Source organism: Microbispora cellulosiformans (assembly GCF_008728085.1).
GTDB classification, from domain to species: domain Bacteria; phylum Actinomycetota; class Actinomycetes; order Streptosporangiales; family Streptosporangiaceae; genus Microbispora; species Microbispora amethystogenes.
On the sequence record NZ_VYTZ01000007.1, the window covers coordinates 468,796 to 481,629 of the forward strand.

Consider the following 12,834-nt stretch of genomic DNA (forward strand, 5'->3'; position numbering starts at 1 on the left):
CCCGGCCGCCTCCGATCTCCCCCGGCCACCTCGGACTACCCGGTCTCCCCGGGTCTCCCCGGGCTCCCGTCGAGCCCCACCCATCACCGAACGGCGCTCCTCGGCATCCACCCCGCCGAGGTCCGAGCGAGCCGGTCAGGCCTTCTCCAGGAACTCGGCGCGCTCGTCGGAGACCAGGGCGTCGATCTCGGCGCGCAGCGCCGGGTGACCCGACAGCCCGGGATCGGCGGACAGCAGCGAGGTCGCCTCGGCGCGGGCGGCCTCGATGACGTCCTCGTCCCGCAGCAGCTGCAGCAGCTTGAGCGACGACCTGCGCCCCGACTGGGCGGCGCCGAGCACGTCGCCCTCCCGGCGCTGCTCCAGGTCGACCCGGGACAGCTCGAAGCCGTCGAGGGTCGTCGCCACCGCGTCGAGCCTGCGGCGCGCGGCCGTGCCCTCCGGCGCCTCGCTCACCAGCAGGCACAGCCCGGGCAGGCCGCCCCGCCCGACCCGGCCGCGCAACTGGTGCAGCTGGGAGACGCCGAAGCGGTCGGCGTCCATGATGACCATGACCGACGAGTTGGGGACGTCGACGCCGACCTCGATGACCGTGGTCGCCACCAGGACGTCGATCTCCCCGCGGGCGAAGGCGCGCATCACCGCGTCCTTGTCCTCGGGAGCCAGCTTGCCGTGCAGCGCCTCGATCCGCAGCCCGGCGAGGGGGCCCTCCGCGAGCGTCCGCGCGACGTCGAGCACCGCCAGGGGCGGCCGGCGCTCGTCGTCGGCCTTCGCCAGGTCGCCCTCGTCGCCCTCCTGGTCGCCGATGCGCGGGCACACCACGTACGCCTGGCGGCCGAGGCCGGTCTCCTCGCGGACGCGCTGCCACGCCCGGTCGAGGTAGTGGGGCTTCTCGGCGGCGGGCACCACGTGCGTGGTGATGGGAGCGCGGCCGGACGGAAGCTGGGACAGCGTCGAGACCTCCAGGTCGCCGAACACGGTCATCGCGACCGTGCGCGGGATCGGCGTCGCCGTCATGACCAGCACGTGGGGCCGCCCGCCGCCGCCCTTCTCCCGCAGCGCGTCGCGCTGCTCGACGCCGAACCTGTGCTGCTCGTCGACCACGACCAGCCCGAGGTCGAAGAACTGGACGTGCTCCTGGAGCACGGCGTGGGTGCCGATCACGATGCCGGCCGTGCCGGAGGCCGCGTCGAGCAGCGCGCTCCTGCGCGCCGCCGCGCCCATGGACCCGGTGAGCAGCGCGACCGCGGTGCCGCCGAGCATGCCGCCGCCCGCGAGATCGCCCAGCATGGCCACGATCGACCGGTGGTGCTGCTGGGCGAGCACCTCGGTGGGGGCGAGCAGCACGGCCTGGCCGCCGGAGTCGACCACCTGGAGCATCGCGCGCAGCGCGACCACGGTCTTGCCCGCGCCGACCTCGCCCTGGAGCAGCCGGTGCATGGGGTGGGCGCGGGCGAGGTCGGCCGCGATCTCCTCGCCGACACGCTTCTGCCCCTCGGTGAGCTCGAACGGCAGCCGCTTGTCGAACTCCCCGAGCAGTCCGCCCTCGCGCCGGGCGCGGGGCGTGGCGGCCCAGGCGGAGGCGGCCATCCGCCGCCGCACCAGGACGGCCTGCAACACGAACGCCTCGTCGAACTTCAGCCGGTCGTGGGCCCGCGCGACGTCCCCCTGGCCGCGCGGCCGGTGGACCAGGCGCAGCGCGTCCTCGATCGGCAGCAGGCCCAGCCGCTCCCGCAGCTCGCCGGGGACGGGGTCGTCCAGGCTGAGCACGTCGAGCACGGTCTGCACGGCCCGGCGGATCTTCCAGCTCGGCAGCCCCTGGGCCGAGGGGTAGATCGGCACCAGCGCGGAGGCGAACTCCTCGGCCGTCTCCGCCGTCTCGTCGAACGACTCGTACTCGGGATGGGTGAGCGACACGCGCCGGGACTTCCCGGCCACGAAGACGTTGACCTTCCCCGAGAACATCGCCTCGGTGCCCGGCGGCAGCCGCTGCTCGGCGACGTAGGCGCCCTTGCCGAAGAACGCCAGGTGCAGCCGCTCCCTGCCGTCCGTCACCACCATGTCGAGCCAGGTGCCCTGCCGGTTCTTCATCGGCCTGCGGACCGCGGACGACACCTTGGCGACCACGGTCACGTGCTCGTCGTTCTCCAGTGACGCGATCGGCGTCAGCTCACCCCTCTGGGCGTAGCGCCGCGGATAGTGGCGCAGCAGTTCACCGACCGTGCTGATGCCCAGCGCGCTCTCCAGTGGGGCGGCGGACCTGCCGACCGCCTTCTTGAGCGGCTCGTCGAAGCTCGTCACGACACTCATTAGTACCCGTACGCGCCGACAATCGGGCTCACTCGGCCCCGATCAGGAGGGGATACCCGCCCTGCCCGCCCTCGTACACGACGATCTCGAGGTCGGGCCGCGTCCGCTCCAGGTCGTCCTCGACGGCCCGCGCGACCTCGGGCGGCGCGCCCGCGCCGACGACGAGGGTGACCATCTCGCTGCCGCCCGACACCAGGCGCCGGGCGACCTCGACCGCGGTCGCGGCCAGGTCCGCGCCGATCAGCGCGACCTCGCCGTCCACCACCCCGAGCACCTCGCCGGGACGGCACAGGCCCGCGCTGGTCACCGCCGCGCGGTCGGCCACCCACACGTGCCCGTGGCGGGTGTGCCCGGCCGCGTCGGTCATCGCCACGATGTCGTCGTCGAACCGGCGGAGCGGGTCGTGCACGGCCAGCGCGGCGAGTCCCTGCACGGAGGCCCGGGTGGGCAGGACGCTGACCGTCGCGCCCTCCTCCCTGGCGATCTCGGCGGCGGCGACGGCGACGTCGTACACGGCGGCGTCGTTGGGCAGCACCGCGACCTCCGCGCCCGCGTCGCGGATCCCCCGCACCAGCGCGGCGACCGGCGGAACCGCCCCCGGATCGCGCCGTACGACCACCGCGCCCGCCTCCGCGAACAGGCCCGCCAGGCCGTCTCCGGCGGCGACCGCCACCACTCCCCTGGCCGGGCCCGGCTCGTGCGGCCGCGCCCCGAGCCAGGTGACCTTGATCCGGTGCGGGCGTCCGGCCCGGAGCCCGGCCTCGATCGCCGCGCCCGCGTCGTCCACGTGGACGTGGACGTTCCACAGGGCCTCCCCGCCGACGATCACGAGGCTGTCCCCGAGCGCGTCCAGCTCCGCCCTCAGCCGGCTCACCTCGTCCGCGCCCGCGTCCAGGAGGTACATGACCTCGTACCCGGGGCCGTCCGCGTGCCGCCCGGCCACTTCCGGCGCCACCGTCCCACGAGCCTCCGGCGTGAGCCCATTGCGCGCCTCCGGCGCGCCCCGGCCGGCCGGGGCGGGCACCTCGTGCCGCTCGCTGTAGGCCTCGGTCACCACCTCGGCCAGGCTCTCCAGGACGATCACCAGCCCGGCCGCGCCCGCGTCGACCACTCCGTTGCGGGACAGCACGTCGAGCTGCCCGGTCGTGCGGCGCAGCGCCCGCCGCGCCTCCTCCGCCGCCAGGCGGGCCACCCCGGCCAGGTCGTCCGGCGCGTCCCGTACGGCCCGCGCGGCGGCGGACAGCACGGTGAGCAGCGTGCCCTCCACCGGCCTGGCCACCGCCGCCCTGGCCGTCTCGGCCGCCCTCGCGAGGCCGGCGCGCAGGTCGGCGCCGTCGCCCCGGGCCGGGCCGAGCGTGTCGGCGAGGCCCTTGAGCGCCTGGCTGACGATCACGCCGGAGTTGCCCCGCGCGCCGAGCAGCGCCCCGCGGGCCAGCGCGGCCCAGGTGGCGCCGCCGTCCGCGCCCGCGGGCAGCGCGTCCAGCGCGTCCGCCGCGGACAGGAGCGTGAGGTGCAGGTTCGTCCCGGTGTCCCCGTCCGGCACGGGGAAGACGTTGAGTGCGTCGATCTCCGCTCTGGCCCGGCCGAGTGCCGTGGCGCAGTGCCGGGACCAGCGCCGTACGGCAGGGGGATCGAGCTCCTTGAGCATCCGCCGTCCTTCCTTCCGCGCGCTCCGGGCCCTCGATGCGCTACCGTTGGCGGGTACGAGACTATCCCCGTTCGTCGGCCTCCCGTTTGGCGTGGACCGGCGCACATCGGATATCCTCGTGTGGCCAGCCGGTTGTCCCGGCATTGCTCGGATGAGCCGCTGCACCGGCGCCGGGCCGATCGACTGATTCAAAGGAGCGATTACCGTGGCTTCCGTCTGCGACGTCTGCGCCAAGAAGCCGATTTTCGGCAACAACATCTCCCACTCGCACCGCCGCACCCGCCGCCGCTGGAACCCCAACATCCAGACCGTGCGCGCGGTGGTCAACGGGACGCCGAAGCGGATGAACGTCTGCACCTCCTGCATCAAGGCCGGCAAGGTCACCCGCTGACCCGCTGACCCGCTGACCTACTGACGCTTCGCCCGAGCCCGTCACCTCTGCCGGTGACGGGCTTTCGCGTGCCCGGACCCCGGCTGCGCGCACGCGCTGACCGCGTACGACTCCAACGGAGCCGGATTCCGGTCCGGGATCATCCGCTTCGGCGAGCCCGCGCACGCGGGATCATGTGGATCCGGTCCGTGACGCCGACGCCGTTCCAGGAATCGGCGAGCCAGGAAGGATTCAGGCTGTTGAGCGAATACACGCTGCGCGTGATCGGTCGAGTGGAGTCACCCCTCACCGATCGGGCGACGGCACCCCTGCAGGCCGACGAGGGCGCCCCCGGCGCCTGGCTGGTCTTCGACGAGCGGTACGCGTCCGCCCTGGAGGGCCTGTCCCCGGGCACCGACGTGCTCCTGCTCACCTGGCTCGACCGTGCCGACCGCGACACGCTCACCGTCCACCCGCGCGGCGACATCACGCGTCCGCGCGCCGGCGTCTTCACCACCCGCAGTCCCGACCGGCCCAACCCGATCGGCCTGCACGAGGTCCGCATCCTCGCCATCGCCGGAACGCGCGTCCAGGTCGGCAACCTCGAAGCCCTCGACGCGACCCCGATCCTCGACGTCAAACCTCTCCTCACGCCGGAGCGATGACACGCCGGACCGTCGCCGACCACGCCGACCGCGCTACGGGTGCGGTCGGCGCGGTGCTCGCTCAGGCGTCCCGGCGCAGGCGCCAGCCGTGGTCGACCGGGCCGATGCCCGCGCCCAGCGGGAACCCGTGCGCGATCGCGCCGGTGACGTACTCCTTGGCCCGCCGTACGGCGCCGGGGACGTCCTCGCCGAGGGCGAGGTAGGACGCGATGGCGGAGGCGAGCGTGCAGCCGGTGCCGTGGGTGTGCCGGTTGTCGAGCCGCTCGGCGGTGAAGCGGTGCTCGGCCGACCCGTCGGTCAGCAGGTCGACCGGCTCGCCGGGCAGGTGCCCTCCCTTGATGAGCGCCCACTTCGGGCCGAGCGCCAGCACCGCCTCGGCGGCGCGGGGCAGGTCGGCCTCGTCCTCGACCTTGACGTCCGTGAGCTGCTCGACCTCCCACAGGTTGGGGGTGACCACGGTCGCCGTGGGCAGCAGCGCCCTCCTGACGGTCTCCACGGCCTCCGGCCGGAGCAGGCTGTCACCGTGCTTGGACACGCCGACCGGGTCCACCACGACGGGAACGGCGACGCCCGCGAGGACCTCGGCGACGGTCTCCACCAGCACCGGCGAGGCCAGCATGCCCGTCTTGATCGCCTGGGCTCCGATGTCGCCGAGGACCGAGTCGAGCTGGGCCCGCACCGCCTCCGGGGGCAGCTCCCAGTAGCCCTGGACGCCCAGCGAGTTCTGCGCCGTCACCGCGGCGATCACGCTCATGCCGTGTACGCCGAGGGCCAGCATGGTCTTCAGGTCGGCCTGGATGCCGGCTCCGCCGCCGGAGTCGGAGCCCGCGATCGTCAGAACACGTGGTGGGGTGGTCATGGCTTCCATCCAACCAGGTCCCCCTCGACGCGAGCCGCACCCCTTCGGGCGCACCCGGCCCGGGCACGCAGGGGCCGGGCGACACGCTTTCCGGCGCTCATCGCGTCACCCACCGGCGACATCCCGGCGGCGGTGTTGCGAGACGAGCGCACAGCCCCGACCCGGGCGCGAGCGTCAGCGGTGGTGGTGGCCGGAGTTGCTCGCGACGGCGCACCGGCCCTCGGCGAGCGCGCATTCGGCCGGGGCGCGGGAGGAGCCCTCGGCGTCGAAGACGACGCCGATCTCGCCGTCCTCGCCGAGTGACTCGCCGGTGACGACCAGAGTGTCTTCCTGCTGCTCCCAGTGGGCGGCGCCCCGCACCGCGATCACCCGTCCGCCGACCGGCAGCCGGAGCGTCCAGGAGGAGAGCGCCGGGCCCTCGTTGCGTACGGCGAGCCGGGCCGTGTAGGTCGCGCCGCGCCTGCCCGTCACCGCGTACGCGACGCGGACGGCGCCGTCACCAGGCGCGGCGGCCGGGGCGGCCGAGTCGGTGTGCGGGGCCTCCCCGCCCGAGTCCGACGAGCCCGCGCCGCCCGGCTCCGAGGAGTCCGAGGCGTCCGAAGTGGCAGGGCTGCCCGGGTCCGCGCCGTCCGTCTTGCCGTCCGTGGTGCCGGCCGTCCCGGGGGCGTCGGCCGTCGCCGGGGCGCCGACGTCGGCGGGCGTGGAACCGGCGCCGGTCCGGGCGCCGCTCCCGTGCCCGGCGGGCGACGTGGCGCGCGCCTTGGGCGAGGCGGAGGCGCGCGCCTTCTGCTGAGTGCGCCCCGGATGGGCTCCCGGGCCGGCAGGGCCGGAGTCGGGCTGGGAGGCCGACTGGGAGCCGGGGCCGGGAGGCGTTCCGGGACCGGTGTCGCCCCGCGCCGGGTCCTCGCCGGTCCGGCCGCCCACGGCTCCGTCCCCGGCGGCGCCGCCCGTCGTCTCGCCTCCGGCGTCGCCTGCCGCGTCACCTATCTGGGGGGCGGTGCCGGTCTCCTGCGGCGTCCCCGCGCCGAGAGAGGGGGCACCGGTCACGACACAGTCCACGGCGGACGCGCAGGCCTGCCGGGGCGGCTCGGCGGTCAGCGTGGTCCGCCCGGCCATCAGCCGCACCCCGCCCGTCGTGACGCCGACGGCCAGCAGCACCGACAGGCCGGACACCAGCGCCACCCGCCGCAGGCGCTTCGGCGGCTCCGGCCGGTCGTTCCAGCCCGAGCCGAGGAAGCCACGAGGTGGGCCGTCGTCGTGGGAGGCGAGGCTCTCGGGAGACAGCGCGGCGAAGGTCCTGGTGCCCGGCCCAGGGTCCGGGTCGGCGGGCTCACCCACGACCGGCGTCTCCTCCCCGGCGGGGGCGAGCGTGCCTTCTCCGGTGCTTCGTCCTGCCGCGTGACGGCCCATGACGGTCCTCTCTGTCGCCGACCGCCATACTTAATAACAGATTTAATACACCTATGTCACAAATTTCACTTCATTCACGGAAGTGATCCCATCCGCCCACCGCCCGGACCTGCCCGTCGACGCGTACGCCGTGACCCTGCTCGACCTGGCCGATTACCGTCCATTCCGGCGGCAGCCGTACGGCGGGAGGGAAGGTCGCGGCGAGCGCGTGGTCGTCGCCGCCGGTCAGCACCCACTCCAGCGGGTCGGCTCCCAGTTCGGCGGCCGCCGCGGCCAGGACCTCCGCCACGGGGAGGGCGGCGGCGTCCAGGGCGACGGCCACTCCCGAGGCCTCCGCGACGTGCCCGAGGTCCTGCAGCAGGCCGTCGCTCACGTCGAGCATGGCCGTCGCGCCGAGCAGCGCGGCCCGGGGCCCGCAGGCGTACGGCGGCCGGGGACGCCGGTGCGCCTCCGGAAGCTCCCGCAACTCCGGCGCGCCGGCGCCCGCCCCCGCCGTGAGCAGGGCGAGACCCGCCGCCGCGTGGCCGAGGCGGCCCGCCACCGCGACCACGTCCCCGGGCCGTGCGCCCGAACGGGTCACCGGCGGCCGTCCGCCGAGGTCTCCCAGCGCGGTCACCCCGAGCACGACGGTCTCCGAACGCGTGACGTCGCCCCCCGCCACGGTCGCGCCCACGAGGTCGCACTCGTCGCGGAAGCCGTCGGTCAGCGCGTCGAGCCAGTCGGCGGCCGCGTCCGGCGGCAGGCCGAGCCCGACCACCAGCGCGGTGGGTTCGGCCCCCATGGCGGCGATGTCGGCGAGGTTCTGCGCCGCCGCCTTGCGGCCGATGTCGTAGCCGCCCGACCAGTCGCGGCGGAAGTGCCTTCCCTCCACCAGAAGGTCGGTGCTCACCACCACCCGGCCGTCGGGCGCGCGCAGAATCGCGGCGTCGTCACCGGGGCCCAGCAGTACGGCCGCGCCCTGGGGAAGCCGTCCCGATATTCGCTGAATTACTCCGAATTCGCCCAGTTCTCCGACTGTGATGGCACACCCCTTGTGCATCCGAGGTACGGTTACGCTCCGGCACTGATCTCTACCCGGAGGGCGTCATGGTGCAGGCCTACATCCTTATCCAGACCGAGGTCGGCAGGGCGGCCAACGTGGCCGAGGAGATCTCCTCCATCCCTGGGGTGACACAGGCCGAGGACGTGACCGGCCCCTACGACGTGATCGTCCGCGCCCGGGCCAACAACGTGGACGAGCTCGGCAAGCTCGTGGTGGCCCAGATCCAGGCGGTGCAGGGCATCACCCGCACGCTGACGTGCCCGATCGTCCACATCTGACCGCGAACCGACCGGGGGGACGATGCGCGTGGCGAGGGGCACGGCCGCGACCGCGGCGGGTGTGACGCTGGCCCTGCTCACGGCCTGCTCGTCCACCGTCCACGTGGAACCGCCGGCACCGGCCGGCGAGGCCGCCGCGGCCTGCCGCAGGCTCGGCCCCGCCCTGCCCGGGACGCTCGACGGGCTCGGCCGGGCCGAGTCCGAGCCGCCCTCGCCGTACGTCGCCGTCTGGGGCGACGGCCAGATCGCCCTGCGCTGCGGCGTGCCGCGCCCGGCCGAGATGGAGCCCACGGCCGAGGTCGTCGACGTCAACGGTGTCGGCTGGTTCCAGGACCCCCGGCTGCCGACGCTGTTCACCTCGGTCAACCGGGTGGCGTACGTCGAGGTCACGATCGCCAAGAGCCACCAGCCGGCCGCGGTGCTGGTCGATCTCGCCGAGCCGGTCAAGCGCAACGTCCCGGAGTAGCTCAGCGCAGCCCGGCGGGGCGGCGCAGGGCGAGCTGGATCAGGCGGTCCACCAGGTCGGCGTACGGCAGCCCGGTGGCGGCCCACAGCTGCGGCGCGACCGACAGCGAGGTGAACCCCGGCATGGTGTTGATCTCGTTGACGATGAGCTCGCCGGACGGCGTGTAGAAGAAGTCGACCCTCGACAGTCCCTCGCAGCCGAGCGCCTCGTACGCGCGCACCGCCATGGCCCGCAGCGTCTCGGCCACCTCGGCGGGGATGTCGGCCGGGGCCCGGAGCTCCATCTGGCCGGGGTGATACTTGGCCTCGAAGTCGAAGAACTCGTGGTCGCCCCGCACCAGCACCTCGCCGGGGACGCTGGCCTCGGGAGCGGCGCCGTCCGGCGACTCCAGCACCGCGCACTCGATCTCCCGGCCGACGACGGCGGCCTCGACCAGCACCTTCGGGTCGTGCTCACGGGCCCGCTCGATCGCCTGCTCCAGCGACTCGGGGTCGTGCGCCTTGGAGATGCCCTGCGACGACCCGGCCCGCGACGGCTTGACGAACACCGGCCAGCCCAGTTCCTCGATCTCCTTCAGCACCCGGCCGCGGTCGAGACGCCAGTCGCGGTCGCGAACGACCACGAACGGGCCGACCGGCAGGCCGGCGGCGCGCAGGACGAGCTTCATGTACGCCTTGTCCATCCCGACCGCGCTGGCCAGCACGCCCGAGCCGACGTAACGGACCCCGGCCATCTCCAGCAGGCCCTGGATGGTCCCGTCCTCGCCGAACGGGCCGTGCATCACCGGGAACACGACGTCCACCTGCCCGAGGGAGCGTGGGATCTCGCCGGGCTCCAGGGCCACCAGCGCGCCCGAATCCCCCGGCAGCGCGAGCGCCGTGCCCGAGTCGTCCACGACGGGCAGGCGGCCCGACTCGATCGCGTACGTCTGGCTGCCCGAGGCCAGCACCCAGCGCCCGTCCTGGGCGATGCCGATGGGGACGACCTCGTACTTCGTCCGGTCGATGGCCTGCAGCACGCTGCCCGCGCCCATCAGCGAGACGGCGTGCTCGGAGTTGCGCCCGCCGAAGACGACTGCCACGCGCACGCGTGACGGGGACTCGCGATCCTCATTCATGATGCCCGAATCTACCGTGTTCGAGGGGCATAACGGCTTGTCAGCCGCGCGCCGCGGAGAGCCGGGCAGCTGGTCAGACGCCGTAGCGCTCGGGTTTCGGCGTGCGGGACATGAGCAGCACGGCGGCCTCGCCGGGGGTCATGCCGTCGTGGACGACCCCCACGACCACCTCGGTGATCGGCATCTCCACGTCGTGCTTCCTGGCCAGTTCGAGCACCGACTCGCACGACTTGACGCCCTCGGCGGTCTGCTTGGTGGCCGCGACGACCTCGGCCATCGTCATCCCGCGGCCCAGGTTCTCGCCGAAGGTCCGGTTGCGCGACAGCGGCGAGGTGCAGGTCGCGACGAGGTCGCCCATGCCGGCGAGGCCCGCGAAGGTGTGCTGGTCGGCGCCGAGCGCCGCGCCCAGCCGGGCGATCTCGGCGAGCCCGCGCGTCATGAGCGTCGCCCGCACGTTGTCGCCCAGGCCCATGCCGGCCGCGACGCCGACGGCCAGCGCGATGACGTTCTTGACCGCGCCGCCGAGCTCGACACCGACCACGTCCGGGTTCGTGTACGTCCGGAACCACGGCAGGTGGCACGCCTCCTGCAGCCGGTCGGCCACCTCCTCGTCGGCGCAGGCGACGACGGCCGCGGCGGGCTGCCGCCGGGCCAGCTCGGGGACCAGGTTGGGCCCGGAGACCACGGCCACCCGGCTCTCCGGCACCTCCGCCACCTCGCAGGCGACCTCGCTCATCCGCTTGCAGGTGCCGAGTTCGACGCCCTTCATCAGGCTGACCAGCACGGCCCCGGGCGGGATGTGGCGCTTCCACTCCTGGAGGTTGGCGCGCAGCGTCTGGGACGGGACGGCGAGGACCACGAAGTCCGCGCCGTCCATCGCCTCGGCGGGGTCGGTCGTCGCGCGGAGGGTGTCGGGCAGCCGCGTCCCCGGCAGGTACTCCGGGTTCTCCCGGGTCTCGTTGATCGCGTCGACGATCTGCGCCCGCCTGCCCCACAGGGTGGGAGTGGTGCCCGCCTCGGCGAGGATCATCGCGAACGTGGTGCCCCACGAGCCCGTACCAAAAACAGCCGCCCTGGTCACTGGACGCACCACTCCTCTTGCCTTGCCCGCTCACCCCTCACCGTACGCTCCGGTCAGCCGTTGGAGTCGTTCTTCGGGTCATAGGGGACCTCTGGCGCCTTCTCATCCCGAATCTCGGCGAGCAGGGCGGTGATGGCCGCCATGATGTCGGCGGTCGCGTCACGCAAAACCGAGCCGCGCAGCGGCTGCCCGGCGTACCGGGACAGGTCGACCGGCGGCCCCGCGAGCACGTGGAAGGTCGTGCGGGGCAGGAGCCGCGGCTTCTTCTCGCCGTACGGCAGCAGGTCCTGGGCGCCCCAGTGGGCGATCGGGATGACCGGCACGCCGCTCGTGAGCGCCAGCCGGGCGACACCGGTCTTGCCGGCCATCGGCCACATCTCGGGATCGCGGCTGATCGTGCCCTCGGGATAGAACATGATGCAGGCGCCGTTGCGGAGCCGCTCCTCGGCGGTCTTGAGCGACCGGGTGGCCTCGGTGCTGTTGCGCTCGACCGGGATGGCCTGGAGCTGCCTGACGGCGCGGCCGAGGAGGGGCAGCCGGAAGAGGCCGGCCTTGGCCAGGATCGTCGGCCACCGCCCGTTGTTGTAGAGGTAGTGGGCGAGCAGCACGGGGTCGGACCACGACAGGTGGTTGGCCGCGATGATCAGCCCCCCGGTGCGCGGGATGTTCTCCCCGCCGCGCCACTTCCGCCGTACGAACAGCCGGGAGATCGGCTTGACGACGACGACCGCGAGCGCCTCCCACCGGCGGGGCGGCCGCCCGGCACGCCGGTTCACCTCCCCGCCGACAGGGCCGGCGGCGCGGGGCGCGGGAGTGCTCGGGTCGGGTGCGGGGTCGCTGGGGTGGCTCACAAGGTCTCCAAAATCACCAGAATCCGGGACAAGTCTCCCGGTTGGCCATGCGCGATGTCGAGGCGGGATGCTACAACCATGCCCCTGGTGCGATGGTCAATTGTGGTTCCGGTGAAGACCCTGATCCGGGCCAAGACGCGGCTCGCCGCCGCGGCGGGGCCGCACCGGGCCGACCTGGCGGTGGCGGTCGCCCGCGACACCGTGGCGGCCGCGCTGCGCTGCCGCCTCGTGGCGCGGGTGGTGGTCGTGACGGCCGACCCGCTGCCCACGCGGCGGCTGGCCGCCCTGGGCGCCCATGTGGTGACCGATCCCGACCGGGGCCTGAACACGGCCCTGCGGACCGGCGCGGAGGAGGCCATACGGCTCGCGCCGGGCGACGCCGTCGGCGCCCTGCAGGCCGACCTGCCCGCCCTGCGGCCCGCGGAGCTGGAGACGGTGCTCGGGGCCGCGCCGGAGTTCGACCAGGCGTTCGTCCCCGACGCCGCCGAGGTGGGCACCACGTTCTACGGCGTACGGCCCGGCGTGCCCTTCCGGCCCGGGTTCGGCGGCGAGTCACGGGCCCGGCACCTCTCACGGGGGGCCAAGGAACTGACCCCGCCCGAAATCGCCTCGGTGCGCCGGGACGTCGACACGATCGAGGACCTGCGCGAGGCCCTCGCCCTCGGAGTCGGCCCCGCGACCGCCGAGGTCGCGGCCCGGATCCTCGGCGGCACGCTCCGCTGACGCCCCGGAACGGAGGA

At 74.2% G+C, this 12,834-nt stretch carries 13 protein-coding genes; 5 read left to right on the plus strand and 8 right to left on the minus strand.

The window, feature by feature from the left end:
* Positions 1–135 precede the first annotated feature (135 nt).
* Entirely contained in the window at positions 136–2,298 is a 2,163-nt protein-coding gene (recG, locus tag F5972_RS21920; RefSeq protein WP_225311719.1) for an ATP-dependent DNA helicase RecG, read from the minus strand.
* Between the two features lie 37 nt (positions 2,299–2,335).
* Positions 2,336–3,955, minus strand: coding sequence for a DAK2 domain-containing protein (locus F5972_RS21925; protein WP_150935438.1), 1,620 nt, complete (start codon positions 3,953–3,955; stop codon positions 2,336–2,338).
* A gap of 205 nt (positions 3,956–4,160) precedes the next feature.
* Here F5972_RS21925 and rpmB point away from each other — a divergent pair, with 205 nt between their 5' ends.
* Positions 4,161–4,346, plus strand: a complete 186-nt coding sequence (gene rpmB, locus F5972_RS21930) for a 50S ribosomal protein L28 (protein ID WP_030506042.1) — start codon at positions 4,161–4,163, stop codon at positions 4,344–4,346.
* Positions 4,347–4,585: 239 nt separating this feature from the next.
* Positions 4,586–4,990: a tRNA (N6-threonylcarbamoyladenosine(37)-N6)-methyltransferase TrmO gene (gene tsaA / locus F5972_RS21935; RefSeq protein WP_225311720.1), complete on the plus strand. Its 405-nt coding sequence runs from the start codon at positions 4,586–4,588 to the stop codon at positions 4,988–4,990.
* Positions 4,991–5,051: 61 nt separating this feature from the next.
* On the opposite strand, the gene thiD is transcribed toward tsaA, so the two are convergent.
* The 3 genes from thiD to F5972_RS21950 all read right to left on the minus strand — a co-directional run bounded on the left by thiD (position 5,052) and on the right by F5972_RS21950 (position 8,298).
* Positions 5,052–5,858: a bifunctional hydroxymethylpyrimidine kinase/phosphomethylpyrimidine kinase gene (gene thiD, locus F5972_RS21940; RefSeq protein WP_150935440.1), complete on the minus strand. Its 807-nt coding sequence runs from the start codon at positions 5,856–5,858 to the stop codon at positions 5,052–5,054.
* A 165-nt stretch (positions 5,859–6,023) separates the two neighbouring features.
* Entirely contained in the window at positions 6,024–7,259 is a 1,236-nt protein-coding gene (locus F5972_RS21945) for a hypothetical protein (RefSeq protein ID WP_150935441.1), read from the minus strand.
* A gap of 70 nt (positions 7,260–7,329) precedes the next feature.
* Complete coding sequence (locus F5972_RS21950; protein ID WP_150935442.1) at positions 7,330–8,298, minus strand: thiamine-phosphate kinase; 969 nt, start codon at positions 8,296–8,298, stop codon at positions 7,330–7,332.
* 47 nt (positions 8,299–8,345) lie between these two features.
* Here F5972_RS21950 and F5972_RS21955 point away from each other — a divergent pair, with 47 nt between their 5' ends.
* Positions 8,346–8,579, plus strand: a complete 234-nt coding sequence (locus F5972_RS21955) for an Lrp/AsnC family transcriptional regulator (RefSeq protein ID WP_111698157.1) — start codon at positions 8,346–8,348, stop codon at positions 8,577–8,579.
* A 22-nt stretch (positions 8,580–8,601) separates the two neighbouring features.
* Positions 8,602–9,045: a DUF3515 domain-containing protein gene (locus F5972_RS21960; protein ID WP_150935443.1), complete on the plus strand. Its 444-nt coding sequence runs from the start codon at positions 8,602–8,604 to the stop codon at positions 9,043–9,045.
* Between the two features lies 1 nt (position 9,046).
* Here the strand turns inward: F5972_RS21960 and F5972_RS21965 are convergent, their stop codons facing one another.
* The 3 genes from F5972_RS21965 to F5972_RS21975 form a co-directional block, all read right to left on the minus strand.
* Positions 9,047–10,162, minus strand: coding sequence for a D-alanine--D-alanine ligase family protein (locus F5972_RS21965; RefSeq protein ID WP_150935444.1), 1,116 nt, complete (start codon positions 10,160–10,162; stop codon positions 9,047–9,049).
* Positions 10,163–10,235: 73 nt separating this feature from the next.
* Positions 10,236–11,243, minus strand: a complete 1,008-nt coding sequence (locus tag F5972_RS21970; protein ID WP_150935445.1) for an NAD(P)H-dependent glycerol-3-phosphate dehydrogenase — start codon at positions 11,241–11,243, stop codon at positions 10,236–10,238.
* Between the two features lie 53 nt (positions 11,244–11,296).
* Positions 11,297–12,094: a lysophospholipid acyltransferase family protein gene (locus F5972_RS21975; RefSeq protein ID WP_318527620.1), complete on the minus strand. Its 798-nt coding sequence runs from the start codon at positions 12,092–12,094 to the stop codon at positions 11,297–11,299.
* A gap of 78 nt (positions 12,095–12,172) precedes the next feature.
* On the opposite strand from F5972_RS21975, the gene cofC reads away from it, so the two are divergent.
* On the plus strand, positions 12,173–12,817 hold the full coding sequence (gene cofC, locus F5972_RS21980) for a 2-phospho-L-lactate guanylyltransferase (protein WP_150935446.1): 645 nt from the start codon (positions 12,173–12,175) through the stop codon (positions 12,815–12,817).
* Positions 12,818–12,834 lie beyond the last annotated feature (17 nt).